We start from the raw sequence: 24,139 nt of genomic DNA, 5'->3' as shown, positions 1-24,139 counted from the left end.
TATTTTGGTTTAGCAAAGCGCGAAGTTAGCAGACCATTGCTCAAGCAACGTCTTGTGCGGGTTGATAAAATGTTGTTGTGTAAATTTACCCTGCTCTATCGCCAACAGGCTGCGCTCTTCCCGGTCATAAACAATTTTTGTTAATGAATGATCCAGGTGGTTGAGATTGGGTTGATAGTATTGCCCCGCCGCGGAATTGGCATTGTAGATCTCCGGGCGGTATATTTTCTGGAACGTCTCCATCGTGCTGATGGTCGCGATCAGCTCCAGGCTGGTGTAATCGCTAAGCAGATCGCCGGTAAAATAAAAGGCTAACGGCGCGACACTGTGCTTCGGCATAAAATAGCGCACCTGCAGGCCCATTTTGCTGAAATAGCGCTCCGTCAGCGACACGCCTTCCTGAGCATATTCAATGCCGAGGACCGGATGTTCATTACCGGTACGCCGGTAAACATCTTTGCTGGAGACGCTCAGGCAAATCACCGGCGCCTTGCTGAAGCTGGCCTTATAGGCGCTGGATTGCACGAAATCCTTAAAGATATTGCCATGCAGCTCGCCAAAGTTATCGGGCACGCTAAAGCTACCCCGGTTTTTATTATGTTCCAGCAGCAGCACGCTAAAATCATAATCCCGCACATAGGAGGAGAAGTTATTACCGGCGATACCGGCATGGCGCTCTCCGCTCTTTTTATCGACAATATGCGTTTGCAGGATCTCTATCACCGGGAAGCTGGCGCCATCCTGAGCAATATTCATCTCGACAGAAATAATATCCAGTTCCACCGCATAGCGATCGTTATGAGGATTATCCCAGTGCGCCAGGGTATTAAACCGGTTATTCATCATGATTAACGTATTGCGCAGATTTTCCTGACGGTTCTCCCCTCTGGCTAAATTGGCAAAGTTGGTGGTAATACGCGTATTTTCCGCGGGGTTATAGTTTTCATCAAAACGACTGCGCTTAATCGTATAGGTAAATTCGTTAGTCATGGCGATTGTCCATTCTGGTGTTGGGTATGAAGCTGAATGAGCAGATTGCCATTCCACAAGCAACGCGGGGTCAGGCCTGGCGCGCTTCAACCGATAAATGTTGTTGATTCGTTAATGAGTCTATTTTTGCCAGAGTCGGCGGTGGAGGGAAAGCGACTTAAATTCATTGCAACATGAGCCATCCTCATGTTGCTCCGCTGAACGCTGGTTGCAAGGTGTGGAACCGGTCGTGGTCATGGCGCTATGGTCAGGCGCGGGCAACGTCTGGCGAATAATCATTTGTCCAGTGAATATATGCCAGGGTACAATCTTTAACCACTATAATACGTGCTTTGACGTCGCCGCCGTGCCGTACCCGTTTGCTGGAGCTTTTGTCGTAAAGAATGATTGTTGATATCAGTATTATGTCGATGTGCATGGCCGTGCTGCTGATTATGAGCGTACTGCTGAACTAAAATGCTTCCCCAATGACACAAGCTCTCATCTGACCTTCACATTCGCGAAGAAAAAAGGAGATTCAGAGGATTCGCGTCGCATGGGATTGTCCCGCCTGCCGCCGCCCTCTACTCTTTTGGTACTTGCTAATCGAGGAATACCAGATGAAAAAAGCTTTGACTGCCCTGTTCGCCATCGCCGCGGTTGCCGCCGCCAGCGCCTTTGCGGCCGATAAAACCGACGTCCCGGCGCCCGCCGTTGATAACGGGGCCCGCCCCCCGCTGGAGATGGGCCGTGGCCCCCTGCCGCCGTTCCCGCCGCAGCTTCCGCCGCACAGACCGGTGCTGTTTTCGGCCACGGTAGCGACCGATACGCCGGCAGAAACCATTAACAAACTGACCGCGCTGATCCCGGCCAGCCCGGCGAAGCACTACGAAGTTCACGTTGAGGTGGTGCCCGTTACCGGGGATGCCGACGGGCAATAGCCCTTGCGCGGGTCGCCTGACCTGGGCACTGCAATAAAAAAAGCTGCCGCTTATCGCGGCAGCTTTGTTAACGAGAATGAAACAGAATGGCAGAGATTTAACTGCGCACTTTCCGGTAGATAAACAGCACGACCAGCGCGCCGATTACCGCGACCACAAAGCTGCCGAAATTAAACCCGTCGACCTTGCCAAAACCAAACAGGGTACTGATCCAGCCGCCAACCACGGCGCCGATGATCCCCAGAATAACGGTCACAATAAACCCGCCGCCGTCTTTCCCCGGCATAATCCACTTGGCTAAAATACCGGCAATAAGTCCAAAAATGATCCAGGAAAGAATACCCATGGTTAACCGTCCTCTTGTTACCTTTAAGCATTTAGTATTGAAAAGAGTAGCATATATAACGCGAGTGGATCGGCAATAATATATTTATTAGATAATTCCTTGCCGCTGCAGGGTGGTCCGTGCGACAAAATCTCTGGTCCTGACAAACCCGTTACCGTTTATTACCCTGAAAAAAGGGAGGCTATTCGCCTCCCGGTCATGGCTTATATTACTGCGGTGGTTAGCCGCGATGAACAGCATAATCGCGACTGTTCGTCGAAGATTTCGATTTGCCAGACCTGATGACGAGTGCCGACATGCAGCGCTTTACAGACCCCCCGCACCCGGCCCCCGCGCGCCGAACGAATGTGGTTGGCGTTAACCTCCAGCCCCACCACCTTCTGTTCGCCTTCGCTGCACAGATAACCCGCTACCGACCCCAGGGTCTCCGCCAGCACCACCGAGGCCCCGCCGTGCAGCAGGCCAAACGGCTGCTGCGTACGGCTATCCACCGGCATCGTGGCCTCCAGCGTATCGTCGGTAAAGGTCTCAAAGCGAATATCGAGCAGCCCTACCATGTTTCCCTCACCGAGCCGGTTGAGCTGCTCCAGCGTGGCCTGACGTTTCCAAATCATCCTATTATCTCCAGTAACGCCTGCAGCGGATGGCGAACGCCGCTGCCTTCAATGCGCTTCACCTGACTGCGGCAGGAGTAGCCCGTCACCAGACAGCGGTTACGCGGCAGCCGCTGCATCGCCTGCTGCCAGGAGAGCGCGTAAATGGCCAGCGAGTTGGCATGGTTTTTCACTTCATGGCCATAGGTCCCTGCCATCCCGCAACACCCAACGCTGACGTTTTCCAGTTTCGCGCCAAAGTGGGCAAAAATCTCTGCCCACTGTTTTGTCGCCGCCGGTAGCGCGGTCACTTCCGTACAGTGACCGAACAGGTACCAGGGCTCGCCTCCCTGTTCGGGACGGGCGGCGGTCGTCAACGCCTTCGGCAACCACTCATGGACTAACAGCACCTGGAAATCGCCGCGCTTATCGCCAAGGGTTTGCTTATACTCATCGCGGTAGCAGAGCACCAGCGCCGGATCGACGCCGACCAGCGGCATGCCAAGCTGCGCCACGCGATTGAGGAAGTCAGCCGTCTTCTGCGCGGTGCGAGCAAAGCGGGTGAGGAACCCTTTGATATGCTGCGCTTTGCCGTTCGGCGAGAATGGCAGCAGCACCGGCTGATAGCCTAGCGCTTCGACGAGGCGAATAAAGTCAGCCACCACCTGGGCGTCGTAGTAGCTGGTGAACGGATCCTGCACCACCAGCACCATCTTCGCTTTCTGCTCAGCGCTCAGCGCTTCGAGCTGCTCCAGCGTCATGTTGGCAGAGCGGTGGCCGGCCATCTGCTGCTTCAGCGACGGCGCCGAAAGCAGCGGCAGATCGACCATCCCGATGTGCTTCTCCGACAGCTTTTTCAGCCACGGCTGGTTAATAAAAAAGTTAAAGGTCTTCGGCGCCTGCGCCATCAGCGGCGCATAGGATTCGACCGAGGCCACCAGATGGTCGCGTACCGGGCGCAGGTAGCGGCTGTGATACAGCTGCAGGAAGCGCGAACGGAACTCGGGCACATCGATTTTGATCGGGCACTGGGTCGAACAGGCTTTGCAGGCCAGACAGCCGGACATCGCCTCTTTGACCTCGTGCGAGAAGTCATATTCCCCTTTACGCGCATGCCAGCTGTTCCGCGTGCGCGCCACCAGCGAACGCAGGCTGACGCCCTGCTCCGGCAGCGCCTTCTCCAGCTGGTTGGGATCGACGCCGCGGTCGGCCAGCAGGCGCAGCCATTCACGCACCAGCGTCGCGCGCCCTTTCGGCGAGTGGATGCGCTGGTTGCTGACTTTCATCGACGGACACATCGGACTCTTGACGTCAAAGTTGAAGCACAACCCGTTGCCATTACACTCCATCGCCCCGCGCCAGCTGCTGCGCACCGCGATGGGGATCTGCCGATCCCAGGTGCCGCGCTTCACCGCATCGACTTTCATCATCGGCGCGTCGACCTCTTCCGGAGGACAGATTTTCCCTGGGTTCAGGCGGTTATCGGGATCGAAGACTGCTTTGATCTTCCTAAGTTCGCCGTACAGCGCCTCGCCAAAGAAGGCCGGGCTGTACTCCGCGCGGAAGCCTTTGCCGTGTTCGCCCCACAGCAGGCCGCCATACTTCGCCGTCAGCGCCACCACGTCATCGGAGATCTGCTTCATCAGCACCTCCTGCTGCGGATCGCACATATCCAGCGCCGGGCGCACGTGCAGCACCCCGGCATCAACGTGGCCAAACATGCCGTAGCTCAGGCCGTGGCTGTCGAGCAGCGCGCGGAACTCGACGATGTAATCCGCCAGATGCTCAGGCGGTACGCAAGTGTCTTCAGCGAAAGGAATAGGCTTGGCGGCGCCTTTGGCATTGCCCAACAGGCCGACGGCCTTCTTGCGCATGGCGTAGATCCGCTCTACGCCATCGAGATCGTGACAGACCTGCCAGCCGATGACGCCCGCCTCGCTGCCGGCCATCAGCTCATCCAGCCGCTGGCACAGGGTAGTGACCTGCTGGTCAATCAGCGTAGCGTCATCCCCGGCGAATTCGACGATATTGAGCCCGAGCATCTCTTTATCCGGCACGTCGGTGATCAGTTCGCTTACCGAGTGCCAGACGATATCCTCGCGCGCCAGATTCAGTACCTTGGAGTCGACAGTCTCCACCGACAGCGCTTTCGCCTGCACCATAAATGGCGCATTACGCAACGCGGAGTCAAAGGAGTCATATTTAACGTTGACCAGACGGCGCACCTTCGGCAGGCGGGTGATATCCAGCCGCGCTTCGGTAATAAACGCCAGCGTGCCTTCCGAACCGGTTAAAACACGGGTCAGATCGAACTCGCTCATCTCATCGTTAAAGACATGGCGCAGATCGTACCCGGTGAGGAAGCGGTTAAGTTTAGGAAACTTATCAATGATCAGTTCACGCTGCGTCTTGCAGCGCTGGTAGACCGTGTTATAGATCCGGCCAATCGTCGATGGGGTGTTGCCCAGCGTCTCCGCCAGCGCTACTGGCACCGCCTGGGTGTCGAGGATATCGCCGCCCATCAGCACAGCTCGCAGACCGAGCACGTGATCCGACGTTTTACCGTACACCAGCGATCCCTGTCCGGACGCGTCGGTGTTTATCATCCCGCCCAGCGTGGCGCGGTTGCTGGTGGAAAGCTCAGGTGCAAAGAAGTAACCATAGGGTTTAAGAAACTGGTTCAGCTGATCTTTGATGACCCCGGCTTCAACGCGCACCCAGCCCTCTTCGGGGTTAATCTCGATGATGCGATTCATATAGCGGGACATATCGACAATAATCCCGCCGTTCAGCGCCTGGCCGTTGGTGCCGGTGCCGCCGCCGCGCGGCGTGAAGACCAGCGATGTAAAGCGCGGTTCGGCGGCGACGCGCGCCAGCAAGGCCACGTCCGCCGTAGAACGCGGGAAAAGGACCGCATCCGGCAGCAGCTGATAGACGCTGTTGTCGGTGGCCATCGTCAGCCTGTCGGCATAGCTGGTGGCGGTATCGCCGGTAAAACCCTGTTGCTCCAGTACCTGCAAAAAATTCAGCACCAGCTGAACTACCCCTGGTGCCTGAGAAATTTGTGGGATCATCACACTTGACCCTGCCTGACTATGTTGTGTTTGAAAATATTGTGTTGGTGCTAACTAAACGTTTGCGTAGCGCATTCAACTTTTTATCACATTTTTTTCATATGCGCCCACGTGTTTTCTGTGCAAAATCAGCCCGGCAATATTATTGATATTATTATCAGTACATGGATTTACGCGGCGCCAGCTTTTTGGCGCGACTGGAAAGGTAAAATTTCTCTATGATAAACCCCCATCAGCCTCGGGACATTCCGCAAATACTGCTGTCGGTGCTGTTCCTGGCCCTGATTATCATATCCTGCCTGTGGGTTGTGCAGCCGTTTATTCTGTCCTTCGCCTGGGCCGGTACGGTGGTGATCGCCACCTGGCCGGTGCTGCTGCGTCTGCAGCGCGTGCTGTTTGGCAAACGACTGCTGGCGGTGCTGGCGATGACCCTGCTGCTGTTTTTGTTATTCGTTATTCCTATTGCTCTGCTGGTCAACAGCCTGGTGGATAACAGCGTCCCGCTGATCAAACTTATCAGCAGTGGAAATGTGACGCTGCCGGATTTCGCCTGGCTGAACAGCGTGCCGCTGGTCGGCGATAAGCTGTATTCCGCCTGGCATGGCCTGCTGGATATGGGCGGCTCGGCGATTATGGCCAAGGTTCGCCCCTATATTGGCACTACCACCAGCTGGTTTGTCGGGCAAGCGGCGCACATCGGCAAGCTGCTGGTCTACTGCGGTCTGATGCTGTTGTTCAGCGCGCTGCTCTACTGGCGCGGCGAGCAGGTGGCCTATGGTTTCCGCTACTTCGCTACACGCCTCGCAGCCAAACGCGGCGATGCGGCGGTGCTGCTGGCCGGCCAGGCCGTGCGCGCCGTGGCGCTGGGCGTGGTGGTGACGGCCCTTACTCAGGCGGTGCTGGGCGGGATCGGCCTTGCCATCTCCGGCGTGCCCTACGCCGCTCTGCTGACCGTGGTGATGATCTTTACCTGTCTGGTCCAGCTCGGCCCTTTGCTGGTTCTGGTGCCGTCGATTATCTGGCTTTACTGGAGCGGGGACACCACCTGGGGGACCGTGCTGCTGGTGTGGAGCTGCGTGGTTGGCACCATGGACAACGTCATTCGTCCGGTGCTTATCCGTATGGGCGCCGACCTGCCGATGATCCTCATCCTTACCGGCGTCATTGGCGGACTGATCGCCTTCGGCATGATCGGTCTGTTTATCGGTCCAGTGCTGCTGGCCGTCTCCTGGCGTCTGTATGACGCCTGGGTACACGAAGTGCCGCCGCCGCCGAAAGACCCCGATGTCGTCCTCGAAGAGCTTAGCGAGCTGGAGGCTGGGCGCAAGTAATGCCTTGGCAGGCGGGGAGACCCGCCTGTTTCCTTGCCCGCCTATTGTTAAGCAAAATTTATTGATCGCCGGCAACGCGCTGGCCCTGAGCGCCATTCCCCTCGCTTTCCTCCCCCGGTCCTTCACAACAATTTAACTATTGAGAGGAATCTGATCGACGGCAAAGGCCCCGCTGCCTACTATTAGCTCACGGTTATAAATCAACACCTTGATTTATAAGCATGGAAATCCCCTGAGTGAAACAACGAATTGCTGTGTGTAGTCTTTGCCCATCTCCCACGATGGGCTTTTTTTTGTCCTGCGCATCGCCACACCGGACAGCCTGCAACAGGCAAAAAAAATCCCCGGCATCGCTGCCGGGGATCGGTGCTGTCAGGGCGAACTTATTTTTTCAGTTCCGCCAGACCTAACCAGGTTTGCACCACAGTATCCGGGTTGAGGGACAGACTGTCGATCCCTTCTTCCATCAGCCAGGCGGCAAAATCTTCATGGTCAGACGGCCCCTGGCCGCAGATGCCGACGTATTTTCCCTGTTTTTTCGCTGCGCGGATCGCCATCGACAGCAGGGCTTTCACCGCGTCGTTGCGCTCATCAAACAGCTCAGAGACCACGCCGGAGTCGCGATCCAGACCGAGCGCCAGCTGGGTCATGTCGTTCGAACCGATGGAGAAGCCGTCGAAGTACTCGAGGAACTGCTCGGCCAGCAAGGCGTTCGATGGGATCTCACACATCATAATGATCTTCAGCCCGTTCTCGCCGCGCTTCAGCCCCTGACGCTCCAGCTCTTCGACCACCGCTTTCGCCTGGGCGACGGTACGCACAAACGGCACCATCACTTCAACGTTGGTCAGCCCCATGTCGTTACGCACGCGCTTCATCGCTTCACACTCCAGCGCGAAGCAGTCGCGGAAGCTTTCGGAAACGTAGCGTCCGGCGCCGCGGAAGCCGAGCATCGGGTTCTCTTCTTCCGGCTCATAGCGCTCGCCGCCCACCAGGTTGGCGTACTCATTCGATTTGAAGTCCGACAAACGCACGATGACGCGTTTCGGGTAGAAGGCGGCGCCAAGGGTAGCGATCCCTTCGGTCAGACGGCCGACGTAGAACTCTCTCGGCGAATCGTAGCCTTTCATCAGCTCGCGGATTTCGTTCTGCAGGCCCGGCTCCTGGTCGTCAAACTCCAGCAGCGCGCGCGGGTGAACGCCAATCATGCGGTTGATGATAAATTCCAGCCGCGCCAGACCCACGCCTTCGTTCGGCAGGCAGGCAAAGTCAAACGCACGATCCGGGTTGCCGACGTTCATCATCACCTTCAGCGGCAGATCCGGCATCTCGCCAACGCTGGAGCTCTTGACGCTGAAGTCCAGCAGCTCGGCGTAAACGTAGCCGGTGTCGCCTTCGGCGCAGGAGACGGTCACGTTCTGGTTTTCCTGAATGCGATCGGTGGCATCGCCGCAACCGACCACCGCCGGGATCCCCAGCTCACGGGCGATAATCGCCGCGTGGCAGGTACGTCCGCCGCGGTTGGTGACGATCGCCGAGGCTTTCTTCATGATCGGTTCCCAGTCCGGGTCGGTCATGTCGGTGACCAGCACGTCGCCAGGTTCGATGCGGTTCATCTCGCTGATATCGTGGATCACCTTCACCGGGCCGGCGCCAATGCGGTGGCCGATGGCGCGCCCTTCGGCGATGATCTGCCCCTGAGCGTGGAGGGTATAACGCTCCATCACCTGGCCGCGGGAACGCACGGTTTCCGGACGCGCCTGAACGATAAACAGCTTACCGGTGTGGCCATCTTTCGCCCACTCGATATCCATCGGACGGCCGTAGTGCTTCTCGATCTGCACCGCCTGCTTCGCCAGCTCCTGCACCTCCTCGTTGGTTAACGAGAAAACATCGCGCTGCGCCTGCGGCACATCTTCGATACGCACCTGCTTGCCGTGCTCCTGAGTCGGCGCGTATACCATGCGGATCTTTTTCGACCCCATGGTGCGGCGCACGATGGCCGGGCGGCCAGCGGCCAGCGTCGGCTTGTGGACGTAGAATTCATCCGGGTTCACCGCGCCCTGCACCACCATCTCGCCGAGGCCCCACGCCGAGGTGATAAACACCACCTGGTCAAAACCGGACTCGGTATCGATAGAGAACATGACGCCGGAGGAGGCCAGATCGGAGCGGACCATCCTCTGCACCCCGGCGGAAAGCGCCACGCCGCGGTGATCGTAACCCTGATGCACGCGATAGGAGATCGCGCGATCGTTAAACAGTGAGGCAAACACGTGCTTCACGGCAACGAGCACGGCGTCAAAGCCCTGCACGTTGAGGAATGTCTCTTGCTGCCCGGCGAAGGAGGCGTCCGGCATATCTTCCGCAGTAGCGGAAGAGCGCACGGCAAATGAGGCCTCGGCGTCATCGGCGGACAGCAGGTCATAAGCATCGCGAATCGCGTTTTCCAGTTCGCTCTGGAAAGGGGTGTCGATGATCCACTGACGGATCTGCGCGCCCGCTTTCGCTAATGCGGAAACGTCGTCAATGTCGGTTTCATCCAGCAGTGCATAAATGCGCTGGTTAACACCGCTTTGGTCCAGGAACTGATCAAAAGCATCAGCGGTGGTGGCAAACCCGTTAGGCACGGAAACACCCATACCGGACAGGTTTGTAATCATTTCACCAAGGGAGGCATTTTTGCCCCCAACTCTGTCTACATCATTCATGCCGAGTTGGTTATACCAAAGCACCAGCGGTGACGAGCCATTGTTGGACATCGAGACAATCCTTTTGTGATTTAATACCAGTGAAAAAAATTTCACGATCGACTGCAGGATTATCCTGACATATTTATGGGGCTGAAAAAAACGGTGAATCGTTCAAGCAAATTATTTTTTCATTTTTCGGACTGTTCCCGCGATATAGCTAACTTAATGATTTTTAGGAATTATGACGAAAAACGCTGGAAATAACGGCAAAAAGTAGAAAATGAACCACCCTTTTCATAAAAAACAAAAATAGCGTTTCAATTTTAACAAGAGACAAATCAAACAGGGATATGCTTAAATTTAATATCCGTATTCAGGCAATTAAACTCATTATACCGGATGGTCAAAATGGAAAGTGCTGTAGATCGCCACGTATTTTATATTTCTGACGGTACCGCCATTACGGCAGAAGTGCTGGGGCATGCCGTGATGTCGCAATTCCCGGTTGCCATCAGCAGCGTGACTCTGCCGTTTGTCGAAAACATCAGCCGCGCGCGGGCGGTAAAGGAGCAGATCGACGCCATCTATCAGCAAACGGGTATTCGCCCGCTGGTGTTCTATTCCATCGTCATCCCGGAAATCCGCGACATTATTCTGCAAAGTGAAGGTTTTTGTCAGGACATCGTGCAGGCGCTGGTGGCCCCGCTGCAGCAGGAGCTCAACCTCGACCCGACGCCAGTGGCCCACCGTACTCACGGCCTGAACCCCGGGAACCTGATCAAATACGATGCGCGTATCGCCGCCATCGATTACACCCTCGCCCACGACGATGGCATCTCCCTGCGTAACCTCGATCAGGCCCAGGTGATCCTCCTCGGTGTGTCGCGCTGCGGCAAGACGCCCACCAGTCTGTACCTCGCCATGCAGTACGGCATTCGCGCCGCCAATTATCCGTTTATCGCCGACGATATGGACAATCTGGTGCTGCCGGCGTCGCTGAAGCCCCTGCAACATAAGATGTTCGGCCTGACCATCAACCCCGAACGGCTGGCGGCCATCCGCGAAGAGCGTCGGGAAAACAGCCGCTACGCCTCTCTGCGTCAGTGTCGGATGGAGGTGACCGAAGTGGAGGCCCTGTATCGCAAAAATAAAATCCCGTGCCTGAACAGTACCAATTATTCTGTTGAGGAAATTGCCACCAAAATCATGGACATCATGGGGCTGAATCGCAGAATGTACTAACACACTAGTACATTATTAAAAATTTGTTTATGCTATCACCCGTGGCCTATACAGGATCATGCCCTGCTCTTGCAATAAGCAGGGATTGGTTTATCGTGATGCGCATCACTTCCCGGCATTTTCGCCGCGGAAGAAACAGATTTTTGAGACCCCAATGAATAAAACAGACGAATTGCGTACCGCGCGCATTGAAAGCCTGGTAACGCCCGCGGAACTGGCCCAGCGCCATCCCGTCACGGCCGACGTGGCCGCCCACGTTTCGGCCTCCCGCCGCCGAATTGAAAAAATCCTCAACGGCGAAGACCGCCGCCTGCTGGTGATTATCGGCCCCTGCTCCATTCACGATACCGATGCGGCGCTGGAGTATGCCCGCCGCCTGCAGGGCATGCGCGAGCGCTACCAGCCGCAGCTGGAGATCGTGATGCGCACCTACTTTGAAAAACCGCGTACCGTGGTGGGCTGGAAAGGCTTAATCTCCGATCCGGACCTCAACGGCAGCTACCGGGTCAACCACGGAATCGAGCTGGCGCGGCGCCTGCTGCTGCAGGTAAATGAGCTGGGGGTACCGACGGCCACCGAGTTTCTCGATATGGTGACCGGTCAGTTTATCGCCGATCTCATCAGCTGGGGTGCCATCGGGGCGCGCACCACGGAAAGCCAGATCCACCGTGAGATGGCCTCAGCGCTCTCCTGCCCGGTCGGGTTTAAAAACGGCACCGATGGCAATACGCGCATCGCGGTGGACGCCATCCGCGCCTCCCGTGCCAGCCATATGTTCCTCTCCCCGGACAAGCAGGGGCAGATGACGATTTACCAGACCAGCGGCAACCCGTACGGGCATATCATTATGCGCGGCGGCAAACAGCCAAACTATCATGCCGAGGATATCGCTGCCGCCGGCGAGGCGCTGCGTGAATTCGATCTGCCGGAACAGCTAGTCGTTGATTTCAGCCATGGCAACTGCCAGAAGCAGCACCGCCGTCAGCTGGAGGTGTGCGCCGATATCTGTCAGCAAATTCGCGCGGGCTCCACCGCCATCGCCGGGATTATGGCAGAGAGCTTCCTGCAGGAAGGCACCCAGAAAGTGGTCCCCGGCCAGCCGCTGACCTGGGGCCAGTCGATCACCGACCCCTGCCTGAGCTGGGATGACAGCGAAAGGTTATTGAGCGAGCTGGCCGCCGCCACCGCTACCCGTCTGTAACCGCTCCGCCCGTCGCGCCTGCGGCGGGCAATTTCCTTCGGTGACTCCCCTACCAAATCCGGTAACACGATAAATAACGCTTGCCGTCAAAAACAACATTATTGATAATGATTATCATTGTTGCTTTGATTTTTATTTTGAGAGCTATGACGCGTATGGATAACACTGCCACAGCTGAAAAACCAAAAGACAATGCCCCCTATCCCGTGGCGACGGACAGGCAGATTAGCAGTCGGGTGCTGTTAGGTAGCGAAGGACGGGTAGTCATCGAACATGGCGGCCAGCGCTATCTGCTGCGCCAGACCAACGCCGGGAAGTTAATTCTGACCAAGTAAGCGCCCCGCTGAGCGCGGGGCGAGGCGAGTTAGCTCGAGCAGCTGACTTCCAGACGTTTCCCCCAGTCCGGTGGGCGGCGGACGTAGTCGTCCTCGCGATCGGTAAAGGGGTCTGCCAGCGCGGCATGCAGGCGCTCCAGCTCGCCCATATCGCCCGCCTCGGCCTGCTCTATCGCCCGCTGCGCCAGCCAGTTGCGTAACACCAGCGCCGGATTTACGCCCTGCATCCGCTGCTGGCGCTGCGCGTCATCCACCTGTTCATCACGCAGGCGCGCACGATACCCGGCAAACCAGATGTCGAAAGCCGCCCGATCGATAAACTCGTCGCGCAGCGGCGAGGCGGCGCTGAGCTGTTCGCTGTGGCTCAGCAGGCGGAACGTTCGGGTATAGTCGCTCTTCTCACGGATCATCAGGGCAAACAGCCCGTCCAGCAGGTCGTTATCCCCTTTCTGCTGGCTGAACAGGCCGAGTTTATCGCGCATCCGCTGGCCATAAGCGGTCAGCAAGGCGTGCTGATACTCATCCAGCGCCGCGTTTAACGCTTCAGCGCTGATAAACGGCGACAGCGATTGGGCGAGACGCTGCAGATTCCACAGCCCCACCGCCGGCTGGTTTTCAAAACTGTAGCGCCCCTGATAATCGGAGTGGTTGCAGATGAAGTCCGGTTGAAAATCGTCAAGGAAGCCATACGGGCCGTAGTCGATGGTCAGACCGAGAATCGACATGTTGTCGGTATTCATCACCCCATGGGCAAAGCCCACGGTTTGCCAGCTGGCGATGGTCTGCGCGGTGCGCGTGACAACGTCACGGAACCATAACAGATACTTGTCTGCCTCATCCTGCAGCTGCGGCCAGTGGTGGCGAATAACATAGTCGGCCAGTTGCTGGACGTTCTGCGGCTCGCGACGATAGTAAAAATGTTCGAAATGGCCGAAGCGGACATGGCTCTCGGCCACCCGCATCAGCATCGCGCCAGGCTCCACGCGCTCGCGGTAGATCGGGGTATCGCTGGTCACCATCGCCAGGGCGCGCGTCGTCGGGATCCCCAGGGCGTGCATCGCCTCCGACGCCAGGCTTTCCCGGATCGTCGAGCGCAGTACAGCGCGCCCGTCCCCCATCCGCGAATAGGGGGTCAGGCCAGCGCCTTTCAGATGCCAGTCGTAACGGCGACCATCCGCCAGCTGCTGCTCACCGAGCAGGATCCCGCGTCCGTCGCCCAGCTGACCAGCCCAGGCGCCAAACTGATGGCCGCTGTATACTTGCGCCAGCGGCGACATGCCCGGAAGCAGCGCTTCTCCGCCCCAGACACCGGCTCCATTTTCAGGCGCGAACAGGGCGTCGGGCACCCCCAACTGTTGCGCCAGCGGGGCGTTACGCCAGATGAGTCGGGCGTTATCCAGCGGCGTCGGTAACAGGGAAGTGTAAAAATCCGGCAGTTCATCCCGCCAGTGGGTGGTAAAAGAAAGGGTCATGGTTCCTCCTTCCTTCAGTGTAGTGCCTCAAACAGCGGATTAACACGGGCGGAGTGCAGGGTTATCGGCATAAAAAAGGGAAGCGCTCGCTTCCCTCTTGCTTCTGAATGACGTTAGATACGCCGCGCCTGCCAGAACTTTTTGTTCCAGTAGACGTTATCCAGCGAGGAACGGGTGACGCCCTGGCTGGTGGAGGCATGGATAAACTGGTTGTCGGTATCGTAGATGCCAACGTGCAAACCGCTCTCCCCTGAGCCGGTTTTGAAGAACACCAGATCGCCGGGCAGCAGATCGCGCTTATCGATGCGGGTGCCGATTTCCGCCTGCTCGCGGGTTTCACGCGGCAGCTGGAGGGCAAATTTATCGCGAAACGTGCGCACCACGAAGCCGGAGCAGTCGACGCCGCGCGGCGTCATGCCGCCGTAGCGATACGGTGCGCCATGCCAGCTACGCAACTGCTCGTTCAGATTCGCCACCACCGTGATGGAGTCAGCCAGCCGTGGATTCGGCGGCGGTGCCCGATGGCTGCTGCAGCCGGCTAAAATTAACGCCGCCGCCAACATGAACCAGAAGCGCATTTCAGATGATCCCTCTGTCCCTAGTCTCTTTATCGCAATAATTTAGCTTGTTTATCAATACAGTGACAAGATAACTGCGTGCTACTGTGACGCGATGAGCATAATATGACCGGCCACCTCCACGCGCTGGAACGGGATCGCATAGGCAGCGGTTAAATTTTCCTCATTCAGCACCTCGGCGGTCTCTCCGCAGGCGATGGCTTCCCCCTGGCAGAGCAGCCAGCTTTGTCCGGCATGGCGCAGGGTATGGTTGAGATCGTGGCTGCTCATCACCACCGCAATCCCCGCCGCGCTCAGCTCACGTAACAGCCGATCCAGCGCCGCCTGCTGGGCCACATCCAGACTGTTCATCGGCTCATCCAGCAGCAGCAGTTGACCCGCGGGATGACTCAAGGGATCGATCTGCAGGATCACTGCCGCCAGCCGCACGCGCTGCCACTCACCGCCCGAAAGCTGATTAACCTGACGGTCCAGCTTATTGTCCAGACCAAGCCTGGCCGCGATATCGCTCAGACGGGCGCTATCGCCCTGCTGCTGCATATGCAGCGTTAGGTAGTGCCACACCGGCATGGCGAACGGCGGGGTCTGGTGTTGACATAGATATCCGCGACGGCGCGCCAGCTCCGTCGCCGGCCACTCGTCAAGCCGCCGTCCGTTAAAATGAACCGTGCCGGGGCCCTCGGACAGCCCCGCCATGCGGGTCAGCAGCGTGCTCTTCCCTGCGCCGTTCGGCCCCACCAGGTGGACAATCTCCCCGGCGCGAAAGGCCGCAGAAAACGGGGCCAGACGCCCCGCCGCTTCTACATCCTGTAGCTGCATCAGAAACGCCATTATTTCGCCAGCGCTCCTTTAATCGCCGCCACCAGCTGCGGATCGTCCGGCGTCATATCCGGAGAGAAGCGCTCAATGACGTTGCCCTGGCGATCGACGAGGAATTTTTCGAAATTCCACAGAATGTCGTCCACATACAGCGGCGCCCGGCCTTTGCTGGCCATCCGCTCATAAAAACCGCTGCCTTCCGGGGCCACCGCTTTCGGCGCGGCGGCAATCAGTTTTTGATACAGCGGCGCGCGATGTTCACCGTTGACGTCAATTTTGCTGAACAGCGGGAAGGTGACGCCGTAGGTGGTGCTGCAGAAGGTCTTAATCTCTTCTTCACTGCCCGGCTCCTGGCCGAGGAACTGGTTGCAGGGGAACCCCAGCACGCTAAAGCCCTCCCCGGCAAACTGCTTTTGCAGATCCTCGAGTTGCTCATACTGCGGCGTCAGGCCGCATTTCGAGGCCACATTGACGATCAACAGCACCTTGCCGGCAAAGGATGCCAGGGTGGTTTTCTCGCCATCAATGGTCGTCACTTCGGTATTCAGAATGTCATGTTGCATAGCCTGTCCTCAATGGATAAACCGGTTTCCGGTGAAGGTGATCCCTATCTACTGTAGCGGATTCAGCGGCCGCCATTCTACTGCCAATCCCCCCGAGTTGTCGCATGATGTAACAGCGCTTCGCTGGCCGCCAGCAACATGAAATCCTCTCAATTGGGCAGTCGACCATTTCCGTGTACAGTGTCCCGGTAATGTAATATGGTTTCGTTACTTGTTAATTTAAGAGAGTTTTATTGATGAAGAAGTTGTTTAGCCTGGCATTAATCGCCACCTCTGTCGCCCTGCTGAGCGCCTGCTCTCCGGATGAAGATAATAAAGTGAAAGTCGCTATCAATACCGGGCCGGACGAAGCCATCTGGAAAGTGGTGGAGCAGGTGGCGAAGGATAAATATCATCTCGACGTCGAAGTGGTCTCCTTCAATGATTATGTGCTGCCCAACGAAGCACTGAACAACAAAGATGTGGATGCCAACGCCTTCCAGACCCTGCCGTACCTTGAGGCGCAGTCGAAAGAGCGCGGCTATAAATTTGCGGTGGTCGGTAAAACCTTTGTCTTCCCTATCGCCGCCTATTCTCACCGGATCAAAAACATCAGCGAACTGCCCGAAGGGGCGACGGTGACCATTTCTAATGAAACCACCACCCTGGGCCGCAGCCTGCTGCTGCTCCAGGCGCAGGGGTTACTCAAGCTGAAACCGGGCGTCGGCTATTTACCCACCACGCTGGATATCATCGACAACCCGAAACAGCTGAAAATTGTTGAAGTGGATACCCCACAGCTGACCCGTACCCTTGATGATCCGAACGTTAGCTTGTCAATCATTAACACCAACTTCTCCGCCCAGGCGGGCCTGTCGGCCGCCCGCGACGGTCTGTTTATGGAGGGGCCGGATTCCCCTTACGTGAATGCGATTGTCGCCCGCGAGGATAATAAGGACAGCAAGAAAATTCAGGAGCTGAAAGCCGCCTTCCAGACCAGCGAAGTCGCGGAAAAAGCGAAGGAAGTCTACAAAGGCGACGCGATCAAAGGCTGGTAAGCCTGAACCGGCGCCGTCCCTGCCGACGGCGCCGCGCTATCCCCGCACCCGCGAACGCAGCAGCAACCAGATAAAGACCGGCGCGCCCAGCGTCGCCGTCACCACGCCAATCGGCAGCTCTGCGGCGGAAAGCGCCAGTCGGGCAATGATATCCGCCCCCAGCAAGACGCTCGCCCCGGCCAGCATGCAGGCCGGGAGCAACACCCGGTGATCGCTTAAACCGCATAGCCGCAGAATGTGCGGGATCACCAGGCCGATAAAGCCAATTGCCCCCGCCAGCGCGACGCTAACGCCGACCAACCAGCCGGTCGCCACCACCAGCAGCTTGCGCCATAGCCACAGCGGCAGCCCGAGCTGACGAGCGGAGACTTCGCCCAGCGCCAGTAAATTCAGGGGTTGCGACTGCAGACAAACCCAGCAAAGCACCGGCAGGAGGGCTATCATCAGCCACAGCTGCTGCCAGTCGACGCCGCCAAACCCGCCCATCATCCAGTACATCAGCTGACGCAGGTCAAAAGAGGTGGAGAAGTAGACCGCCCAGGTCATCAGGGCACTGCAGATGATCCCCAGCGCCACCCCCGCCAGCAGCAGACGGCTGGTAGAGAGATGGCGGCGGGCAAAACGCAGCAAAATAAAGGTGATCAGCAGCGCGCCGAGGATCGCGCACAGGCCGAGCGCCCAGCCGGGCAAGACTCCTTTGCCCAGCAGGACGGCGGCAATCAGCCCGACGCCCGCCCCGTTGGAGACGCCCAGCAGACCCGGCTCCGCCAGCGGATTTTCAAACAACGCCTGCATAATCGCCCCGGAGAGCGCCAGCGCCGCCCCCACCAGCACCACCGCCAGGGTTCGCGGCAGGCGGATCTGCCAGATGAACAACTGGCCTTTCGCGCTCAGCCATTCCCCAGGCGGGATCCATTGATCGCCCGCGCACAGGCTGACCAGCAGGGTGACCAGGAGCAACAGCGTTAATCCGAAGAGCCAACGCCGGCTGCGGCGCTGTTGAAGATGGGCGAGAGTCAGCATAGATTCCATTACGCAGTGGGAACAAGAGGCTGATTTTACGGTGGGTGTCGCGGTGAGAAAAGGAAAAGTTCCGCGAGGATTTAGTAAAAGACAACATAAAAAGAGTAAATATGACTTGTCAAATCCTATGCCAACCATCATATTTACTAAATTCTATAAAAAAAACAGTAAATTTAAGTGAGGGTAATCATGGGCGGTCAGGTACTTATCGAGTTAGCGCTTCAATCCACAGGCTTAACTCAAAAAGCTCTGGCAGAGAAGCTAGGTGTTTCACCTACACAAATCAGCAAGTGGAAAAAAGGCGAATATATATCATCAGAAATGGAGTCAGGTTTGCGCGCCATAACCGGTATTGGTGAACAAGACCCAGCCGTTATCCTGTGGTCAGGTTCGCTGGCCGATGCCAAAAAGTGGAATAAGTTAATTGGTTTCCTGGGCAAGCTGGCTTATGAAGGGGATGAAACAGGCTATGAAATTTACCCACTATTAGATGAACCTGAATCGCTAAGCAGCAGTATTTTTTACCTGCTTCACGAAATTGGCGTTAGTATTCCCTCCCCGTTCCCAACTGGGTTGGCTCTCGATTATGAAGATATGGAAGATGTTGAAGCCCAGGAAATTTTTGATAATTCTTTAGTTTCCCTGCTCAACCAAATCTTGAAAGCATACACCGACGTATATGGCTTTTACATGGCGTACATAGACGATCTGATACAAGATGATAGTCTGCAATTATATGATACGCCTGCAATAAATATTGAGTCCGAATTACTCGCTCTAGCGGCTTGCAAAGTCTCTATTTCAAGTAAGATAGCGCCTCAATACAGATCATTCAGGGCACGCACCTTATCAGATTATGAAGAGTGGCTCAGCATCGTCAAAGATCGAGCTTTCCGTGCCAATGTACCGCTAAAAGCAGAACTCCTCGATCTAATCCACGCCTCAAATGATGAGATAGGCGCCTGTGCAGAACAAGAGAGTTTAGGATTGAATGCCTCAAGGCTGCACCCGGACATCTACATGAATGAATTGCTGGTTGGAATGCGCGCAATCCACCAAGTACTTCCTGCGATAATTGAAAAGTTAGGTATCGATTTTACGCTCGATAGCTCCGTGTTTTCCCATAGTAAGCCCTCCTATACCTCCCCTAACGATGACTAAGTATTAACCTTAGATTCAGGACGATAGTTTTTAACCAGCAAAAAACGATTATCCCAATGTTCAATAAAGAAAAAGGCCGCAATGCGGCCTTTTTAATTAGTTCAGATTATTTGTCTTTCGGCGACGCGTTTTCGACACGGCTTTTCAGCTTCTGACCGGGTCTGAAGGTCACCACGCGCCGGGCTGTAATGGGAATATCCTCCCCCGTCTTCGGGTTACGTCCCGGGCGTTGGTTTTTATCCCGCAAATCGAAGTTGCCGAACCCGGAGAGTTTGACCTGTTCTCCGTTTTCCAGAGCACGACGGATCTCTTCGAAAAACAACTCGACCAGTTCTTTGGCATCCCGCTTGCTAAGCCCAAGCTTATCAAACAGATATTCTGACATTTCAGCTTTTGTAAGCGCCATAGGTTCAATCCCTCAATGATGCCTGGAATCGCTCTTTTAATGCCTCTACACATCTGGCAACGGTAGCGGCAATCTCCTCTTCTTCGAGTGTACGGCTGGTATCCTGCAGGATCAGGCTAATCGCAAGGCTCTTATACCCTTCCGCCACACCTTTACCACGGTACACGTCAAATAAGTTTACGCCAACTACCTGATTTACGCCAACTTTCTTACATTCGGCTAAAACATCGGCAGCAGCCACGTTTTCCGCGACCAGTACCGCGATGTCGCGACGGTTCGCCGGGAAGCGGGAAATATCGCGCGCCTGAGGCACCACGCGGTCTGCGAGCTTGTCCCACTCCAGTTCGAACACCAGAGTGCGACCGTTCAGATCCAGTTTACGTTCCAGTTCCGGATGAACAACCCCAATGAAACCAATGCGTTCACCTTTAAGATAAATCGCTGCGGATTGACCTGGATGCAGCGCGGCGATCGCTTCGCCACGGAACTCGATGTCGGCCAATTTACCGGTTAAATCCAGTACGGATTCCAGATCGCCCTTCAGATCATAGAAATCGACCGTCTCTTTCGCCAGCGTCCAGTGCTCTTCGTAACGGTTGCCGCAGATCGCCCCGGCCAGCATCACATCCTGACGAATGCCCAGCGGCGCCTGAGTATCCGGCACGAAGCGCAGGCCACTCTCAAAGATGCGCACGCGGCTCTGCTGACGGTTCTGGTTGTAGACCACGGTACCCAACAGGCCGGTCCACAGCGACAGACGCATCGCCGACATTTCGCTGGAGATCGGGCTTGGCAGGATCAGCGCCTCTTCCCCGGCGTGGATCAGCTGCTGGATTTTCGGGTCAACAAAGCTGTAGGTGATCACTTCCTGATAGCCTTTGTCGTTCAGCAGCGTTTTTACGCGCTTCAGCGACAGGTCGGCTTCACGATGGGTACCCATGATCAGACCCGCCTGTACTGGCTCATCAGGAATGTTGTTGTAGCCATAAACGCGAGCCACTTCTTCGACCAGATCTTCTTCGATCTCCATGTCGAAACGCCAGCTCGGGGCGACTGCCTGCCATTCGTCCTGACCCACCGTCACTTCGCAGCCGAGGCGCTGCAGAATGTCGGTGACCTGCGCGTCATCGATATGGTGGCCAATCAGGCGATCCAGTTTGCTACGACGCAGGGTAATGGTGGCGCGTTTTGGCAAGGTCTCTTCGTTTGTCACGTCGATCACCGGGCCGGCTTCACCGCCGCAGAGGTCGATCAGCAGACGCGTGGCACGCTCCAGCGCTTTATACTGCAGCGCCGGATCGACGCCGCGCTCATAGCGATGAGAGGCATCGGTGTGCAGGCCATGACGGCGCGCGCGGCCGGTAATGGACAGCGGGCTGAAGAACGCGCATTCCAGCAGCACGTTCTGGGTTTCGTCGTTAACGCCGGAGTGTTCCCCGCCGAAGATCCCGCCCATCGCCAGCGCTTTGTTATGGTCAGCAATAACCAGGGTGTCACTGTCGAGCTTCGCTTCAGAGCCATCGAGCAGCACCAGGGTTTCACCCTCTTTCGCCATGCGCACCACGATCCCGCCTTCGATACGGTCGCGGTCAAAGGCGTGCATCGGCTGGCCCAGCTCAAGCAGGACATAGTTAGTCACGTCAACCACCGCGTCGATGGAGCGGATCCCGCAGCGGCGCAGCTTCTCTTTCATCCACAGCGGGGTCGGCGCTTTGACGTTGATGCCTTTCACCACGCGGCCCAGATAGCGCGGGCACGCCTGCGGCGCGTCAACCTGAATCGGCAGCACGTCGTCAATGGTTGCGGCAACCGGATTGATTTCAGGCGCGTTTAGCGGCGCTTTGTTCAGCACAGCGACATCGCGCGCCACGCCGATGATACCCAGGCAGTCGGCACGGTTTGGCGTGACGCTGATTTCGATAGTGTTATCGTCAAGCTTGAGGTATTCACGAATATCAGTGCCGATCGGCGCATCCGCCGGCAGTTCGATGATACCGCTATGGTCGTCGGAAATACCCAGCTCGGAGAAAGAGCACAGCATCCCTTCTGACGGTTCGCCGCGCAGCTTCGCCGCTTTAATTTTAAAATCGCCTGGCAGCACGGCGCCGATGGTCGCCACGGCGACTTTCAGCCCCTGACGGCAGTTTGGCGCGCCGCACACGATGTCCAGCAGGCGTTCACCGCCCACGTTGACTTTGGTGACGCGCAGTTTGTCAGCATTTGGATGCTGGCCGCACTCCACCACTTCACCGACCACTACGCCGTTGAAGCTGCCGGCAACCGGCTCAACGCCGTCGACTTCGAGGCCCGCCATGGTGATCTGATCGGAAAGCGCTTCGCTGTCGATCGCCGGGTTAACCCACTCGCGTAACCACAGTTCACTGAATTTCATTGTTCTGTCCTGCCCTTATTTAAACTGTTTGAGGAAACGCAGATCGTTTTCGAAGAACGCGCGCAGATCGGTCACGCCATAACGCAGCATGGTCAGACGCTCCATCCCCATACCGAAGGCGAAGCCGGAGTAAACTTCCGGATCGATACCGACGTTACGCAGCACGTTCGGGTGTACCATCCCGCAGCCCAGCACTTCCAGCCATTTGCCGTTTTTACCCATGACGTCAACTTCTGCGGACGGCTCGGTGAACGGGAAGTAGGACGGACGGAAGCGCACCTGCAGGTCTTCTTCAAAGAAGTTGTTCAGGAAGTCGTGCAGCGTCCCTTTCAGGTTGGTGAAGCTGATATTTTTATCAACGATCAGACCTTCCATCTGATGGAACATCGGGGTGTGGGTCTGATCGTAGTCGTTACGATAGACGCGGCCCGGCGCGATAATGCGGATGGGCGGCTGCTGGTTTTCCATGGTGCGGATCTGCACGCCGGAGGTCTGAGTACGCAGCAGGCGAGTGGCATCGAACCAGAAAGTGTCGTGGTCAGCGCGCGCCGGATGATGACCCGGAATATTCAGCGCATCGAAGTTGTGGTAATCATCTTCGATTTCCGGGCCAGTCGCCACGGTAAAGCCGAGCTCACCGAAGAAACTTTCAATACGGTCGATGGTGCGAGTGACCGGATGCAGGCCGCCATTTTCAATGCGGCGTCCCGGCAGCGAGACGTCAATGGTCTCTGCGGCCAGACGCGCATTCAGCGCTGCGCCTTCCAGATCAGCTTTGCGCGCGTTCAGCGCCTGCTGCACCTGCTCTTTCGCTTCGTTGATGACCGCGCCGGCTGCCGGACGCTCTTCCGGCGGTAACTCACGCAGGGTGGTCATTTGCAGGGTCAGATGCCCTTTTTTACCCAGGTATTCCACGCGGACGTTGTCCAGCGCAGCAACATCTGATGCCTCGTTAATGGCTGCCTTGGCACTGGCAACCAGCTCTGCGAGATGTGACATGGTTTTCCTCATTATGTCGGTGCAGACACCGGTTATAGTGAAATTAATATCCCGAATCCATATACGAAAAAAGCCTCCACAGGGGAGGCTTTCTGGCGCTGTTTTCCGTTTCTTCTTTCACGCGCTAGCCTCCTGAGTTCAGGTGCTAAAGTAAAAAAAGAAGCGGAAAATAGCAGCATTCATGCTTGCATTACCTTGTCTGGTAAGAAACGTCAGACCTGTATTGAAAAGCCTGCGCCGATAAAAGTCAATGTATTGATGGTGTTGAAACGAAAAGAGGGAGACAAGCTCCCTCTTTCAACTGGCTTATGCCAGAGCTGCTTTCGCTTTTTCGACCAGAGCGGTGAACGCTACTTTGTCGAATACGGCGATGTCAGCCAGGATCTTACGGTCGATTTCAACAGAGGCTTTTTTCAGGCCATTGATGAATTTGCTGTAAGAAATACCGTTCTGACGTGCTGCTGCGTTGATACGTGCAATCCACAGTTGACGGAACTGACGTTTACGTTGACGACGGTCACGGTAAGCGTACTGACCAGCTTTGATAACAGCCTGGAAGGCAACGCGGTATACGCGAGAACGCGCACCGTAGTAGCCTTTAGCTTGTTTCAAAATTTTCTTGTGACGTGCACGTGCAATTACACCACGTTTTACGCGAGCCATGTGTGCTCTCCTGTATCTATTCTAAGTTAAAAAAGTTAAACGTTAACGACTTATGCGTACGGCAGGCACGCGATAACCAGGCCCAGATCGCCTTTGGAAACCATGGCTTTCGGACGCAGGTGACGTTTACGCTTGGTAGCTTTTTTAGTCAGAATGTGACGCAGGTTAGCGTGCTTGTGCTTAAAACCACCTTTACCGGTTTTTTTGAAGCGCTTAGCAGCACCGCGTACGGTCTTAATTTTTGGCATCTTAATAACTTCCACTTCGCATTGTTAATAAACGAAACATAGGCGAACAACAT

The 24,139-nt window shown here is 56.5% G+C and carries 24 protein-coding genes, 1 other RNA gene and 1 other annotated feature; of the genes, 9 read left to right on the top strand and 16 right to left on the bottom strand.

Annotation, left to right across the window (positions count from 1 at the left end):
- Window positions 1-9: 9 nt before the first annotated feature.
- Window positions 10-990 carry a DUF1852 domain-containing protein gene (locus tag DTA24_RS12005; RefSeq protein ID WP_008804452.1) on the bottom strand — a complete coding sequence of 327 codons (981 nt, stop codon included), beginning with the start codon at window positions 988-990 and terminating at the stop codon, window positions 10-12.
- Between the two features lie 599 nt (window positions 991-1,589).
- On the opposite strand from DTA24_RS12005, the gene DTA24_RS11995 reads away from it, so the two are divergent.
- The gene (locus DTA24_RS11995) at window positions 1,590-1,910 is read left to right on the top strand and encodes a hypothetical protein (RefSeq protein ID WP_012967847.1); all 321 of its coding nucleotides are present in this window, start codon (window positions 1,590-1,592) and stop codon (window positions 1,908-1,910) included.
- A 97-nt stretch (window positions 1,911-2,007) separates the two neighbouring features.
- Here the strand turns inward: DTA24_RS11995 and DTA24_RS11990 are convergent, their stop codons facing one another.
- From DTA24_RS11990 to DTA24_RS11980, 3 genes are all read right to left on the bottom strand, one after another.
- On the bottom strand, window positions 2,008-2,256 hold the full coding sequence (locus DTA24_RS11990; protein ID WP_002909014.1) for a GlsB/YeaQ/YmgE family stress response membrane protein: 249 nt from the start codon (window positions 2,254-2,256) through the stop codon (window positions 2,008-2,010).
- 203 nt (window positions 2,257-2,459) lie between these two features.
- Entirely contained in the window at window positions 2,460-2,870 is a 411-nt protein-coding gene (menI, locus tag DTA24_RS11985) for a 1,4-dihydroxy-2-naphthoyl-CoA hydrolase (RefSeq protein ID WP_008804450.1), read from the bottom strand.
- Complete coding sequence (locus DTA24_RS11980; protein ID WP_110226700.1) at window positions 2,867-5,923, bottom strand: FAD-binding and (Fe-S)-binding domain-containing protein; 3,057 nt, start codon at window positions 5,921-5,923, stop codon at window positions 2,867-2,869. The genes menI and DTA24_RS11980 overlap by 4 nt, the downstream gene beginning before the upstream one ends.
- Window positions 5,924-6,141: 218 nt before the next feature.
- Here DTA24_RS11980 and ydiK point away from each other — a divergent pair, with 218 nt between their 5' ends.
- Entirely contained in the window at window positions 6,142-7,254 is a 1,113-nt protein-coding gene (gene ydiK, locus DTA24_RS11975) for an AI-2E family transporter YdiK (RefSeq protein ID WP_023322844.1), read from the top strand.
- A gap of 189 nt (window positions 7,255-7,443) precedes the next feature.
- An RNA gene (gene rprA / locus DTA24_RS11970) (antisense sRNA RprA) lies at window positions 7,444-7,551 on the top strand.
- Between the two features lie 86 nt (window positions 7,552-7,637).
- Here the strand turns inward: rprA and ppsA are convergent.
- Window positions 7,638-10,016, bottom strand: a complete 2,379-nt coding sequence (gene ppsA / locus DTA24_RS11965) for a phosphoenolpyruvate synthase (RefSeq protein WP_012541376.1) — start codon at window positions 10,014-10,016, stop codon at window positions 7,638-7,640.
- Window positions 10,017-10,091: 75 nt separating this feature from the next.
- Between ppsA and DTA24_RS28130 the strand changes: the two genes are divergently transcribed.
- The 4 genes from DTA24_RS28130 (at window position 10,092) to hemP (ending at window position 12,725) form a co-directional block, all read left to right on the top strand.
- Entirely contained in the window at window positions 10,092-10,211 is a 120-nt protein-coding gene (locus DTA24_RS28130; protein ID WP_012541375.1) for a hypothetical protein, read from the top strand.
- A 144-nt stretch (window positions 10,212-10,355) separates the two neighbouring features.
- Complete coding sequence (locus DTA24_RS11960) at window positions 10,356-11,189, top strand: pyruvate, water dikinase regulatory protein (RefSeq protein WP_002909061.1); 834 nt, start codon at window positions 10,356-10,358, stop codon at window positions 11,187-11,189.
- A 154-nt stretch (window positions 11,190-11,343) separates the two neighbouring features.
- Window positions 11,344-12,390: a 3-deoxy-7-phosphoheptulonate synthase AroH gene (gene aroH / locus DTA24_RS11955; protein WP_008804446.1), complete on the top strand. Its 1,047-nt coding sequence runs from the start codon at window positions 11,344-11,346 to the stop codon at window positions 12,388-12,390.
- 155 nt (window positions 12,391-12,545) lie between these two features.
- Window positions 12,546-12,725 (top strand): hemin uptake protein HemP, encoded by a 180-nt coding sequence (hemP, locus tag DTA24_RS11950; RefSeq protein ID WP_012967843.1) that lies wholly within the window; start codon window positions 12,546-12,548, stop codon window positions 12,723-12,725.
- Window positions 12,726-12,754: 29 nt separating this feature from the next.
- Here hemP and selO read toward each other — a convergent pair whose 3' ends face one another.
- From selO to DTA24_RS11930, 4 genes are all read right to left on the bottom strand, one after another.
- Entirely contained in the window at window positions 12,755-14,197 is a 1,443-nt protein-coding gene (gene selO, locus DTA24_RS11945; protein ID WP_110196294.1) for a protein adenylyltransferase SelO, read from the bottom strand.
- Between the two features lie 113 nt (window positions 14,198-14,310).
- Window positions 14,311-14,775, bottom strand: a complete 465-nt coding sequence (locus DTA24_RS11940) for an NlpC/P60 family protein (RefSeq protein WP_048963711.1) — start codon at window positions 14,773-14,775, stop codon at window positions 14,311-14,313.
- An 81-nt stretch (window positions 14,776-14,856) separates the two neighbouring features.
- Window positions 14,857-15,606 (bottom strand): vitamin B12 ABC transporter ATP-binding protein BtuD, encoded by a 750-nt coding sequence (gene btuD, locus DTA24_RS11935; protein ID WP_008804443.1) that lies wholly within the window; start codon window positions 15,604-15,606, stop codon window positions 14,857-14,859.
- On the bottom strand, window positions 15,606-16,157 hold the full coding sequence (locus DTA24_RS11930) for a glutathione peroxidase (RefSeq protein WP_008804442.1): 552 nt from the start codon (window positions 16,155-16,157) through the stop codon (window positions 15,606-15,608). The genes btuD and DTA24_RS11930 overlap by 1 nt, the downstream gene beginning before the upstream one ends.
- Window positions 16,158-16,393: 236 nt before the next feature.
- Between DTA24_RS11930 and DTA24_RS11925 the strand changes: the two genes are divergently transcribed.
- Window positions 16,394-17,194 carry a MetQ/NlpA family ABC transporter substrate-binding protein gene (locus DTA24_RS11925; protein ID WP_002909085.1) on the top strand — a complete coding sequence of 267 codons (801 nt, stop codon included), beginning with the start codon at window positions 16,394-16,396 and terminating at the stop codon, window positions 17,192-17,194.
- A 36-nt stretch (window positions 17,195-17,230) separates the two neighbouring features.
- Here the strand turns inward: DTA24_RS11925 and btuC are convergent, their stop codons facing one another.
- On the bottom strand, window positions 17,231-18,217 hold the full coding sequence (btuC, locus tag DTA24_RS11920) for a vitamin B12 ABC transporter permease BtuC (RefSeq protein ID WP_110196295.1): 987 nt from the start codon (window positions 18,215-18,217) through the stop codon (window positions 17,231-17,233).
- Between the two features lie 189 nt (window positions 18,218-18,406).
- Here btuC and DTA24_RS11915 point away from each other — a divergent pair, with 189 nt between their 5' ends.
- Window positions 18,407-19,378 carry a helix-turn-helix domain-containing protein gene (locus tag DTA24_RS11915; protein WP_049010342.1) on the top strand — a complete coding sequence of 324 codons (972 nt, stop codon included), beginning with the start codon at window positions 18,407-18,409 and terminating at the stop codon, window positions 19,376-19,378.
- A gap of 106 nt (window positions 19,379-19,484) precedes the next feature.
- On the opposite strand, the gene ihfA is transcribed toward DTA24_RS11915, so the two are convergent.
- From ihfA to rpmI, 6 genes are all read right to left on the bottom strand, one after another.
- Window positions 19,485-19,784 carry an integration host factor subunit alpha gene (gene ihfA, locus DTA24_RS11910; protein ID WP_002909098.1) on the bottom strand — a complete coding sequence of 100 codons (300 nt, stop codon included), beginning with the start codon at window positions 19,782-19,784 and terminating at the stop codon, window positions 19,485-19,487.
- 4 nt (window positions 19,785-19,788) lie between these two features.
- Window positions 19,789-22,176, bottom strand: a complete 2,388-nt coding sequence (gene pheT / locus DTA24_RS11905) for a phenylalanine--tRNA ligase subunit beta (protein ID WP_064323600.1) — start codon at window positions 22,174-22,176, stop codon at window positions 19,789-19,791.
- A 15-nt stretch (window positions 22,177-22,191) separates the two neighbouring features.
- Window positions 22,192-23,175: a phenylalanine--tRNA ligase subunit alpha gene (gene pheS / locus DTA24_RS11900; RefSeq protein WP_008804435.1), complete on the bottom strand. Its 984-nt coding sequence runs from the start codon at window positions 23,173-23,175 to the stop codon at window positions 22,192-22,194.
- Between the two features lie 63 nt (window positions 23,176-23,238).
- Window positions 23,239-23,363: a sequence feature (Phe leader region), on the bottom strand.
- The gene (gene pheM / locus DTA24_RS28125; RefSeq protein ID WP_001386830.1) at window positions 23,314-23,358 is read right to left on the bottom strand and encodes a pheST operon leader peptide PheM; all 45 of its coding nucleotides are present in this window, start codon (window positions 23,356-23,358) and stop codon (window positions 23,314-23,316) included. It overlaps the preceding feature by 45 nt.
- A gap of 118 nt (window positions 23,364-23,481) precedes the next feature.
- Entirely contained in the window at window positions 23,482-23,838 is a 357-nt protein-coding gene (gene rplT / locus DTA24_RS11890; RefSeq protein WP_000124850.1) for a 50S ribosomal protein L20, read from the bottom strand.
- A gap of 50 nt (window positions 23,839-23,888) precedes the next feature.
- Window positions 23,889-24,086 carry a 50S ribosomal protein L35 gene (rpmI, locus tag DTA24_RS11885; protein ID WP_001124225.1) on the bottom strand — a complete coding sequence of 66 codons (198 nt, stop codon included), beginning with the start codon at window positions 24,084-24,086 and terminating at the stop codon, window positions 23,889-23,891.
- Between the last annotated feature and the right edge of the window lie 53 nt (window positions 24,087-24,139).

Origin of the sequence: Klebsiella sp. P1CD1 (genome assembly GCF_003790505.1) — a bacterium.
GTDB lineage: Bacteria > Pseudomonadota > Gammaproteobacteria > Enterobacterales > Enterobacteriaceae > Klebsiella > Klebsiella variicola.
Note: the sequence above shows the minus strand (reverse complement) of the source record. Positions and strands in the feature narration are given on the sequence as shown.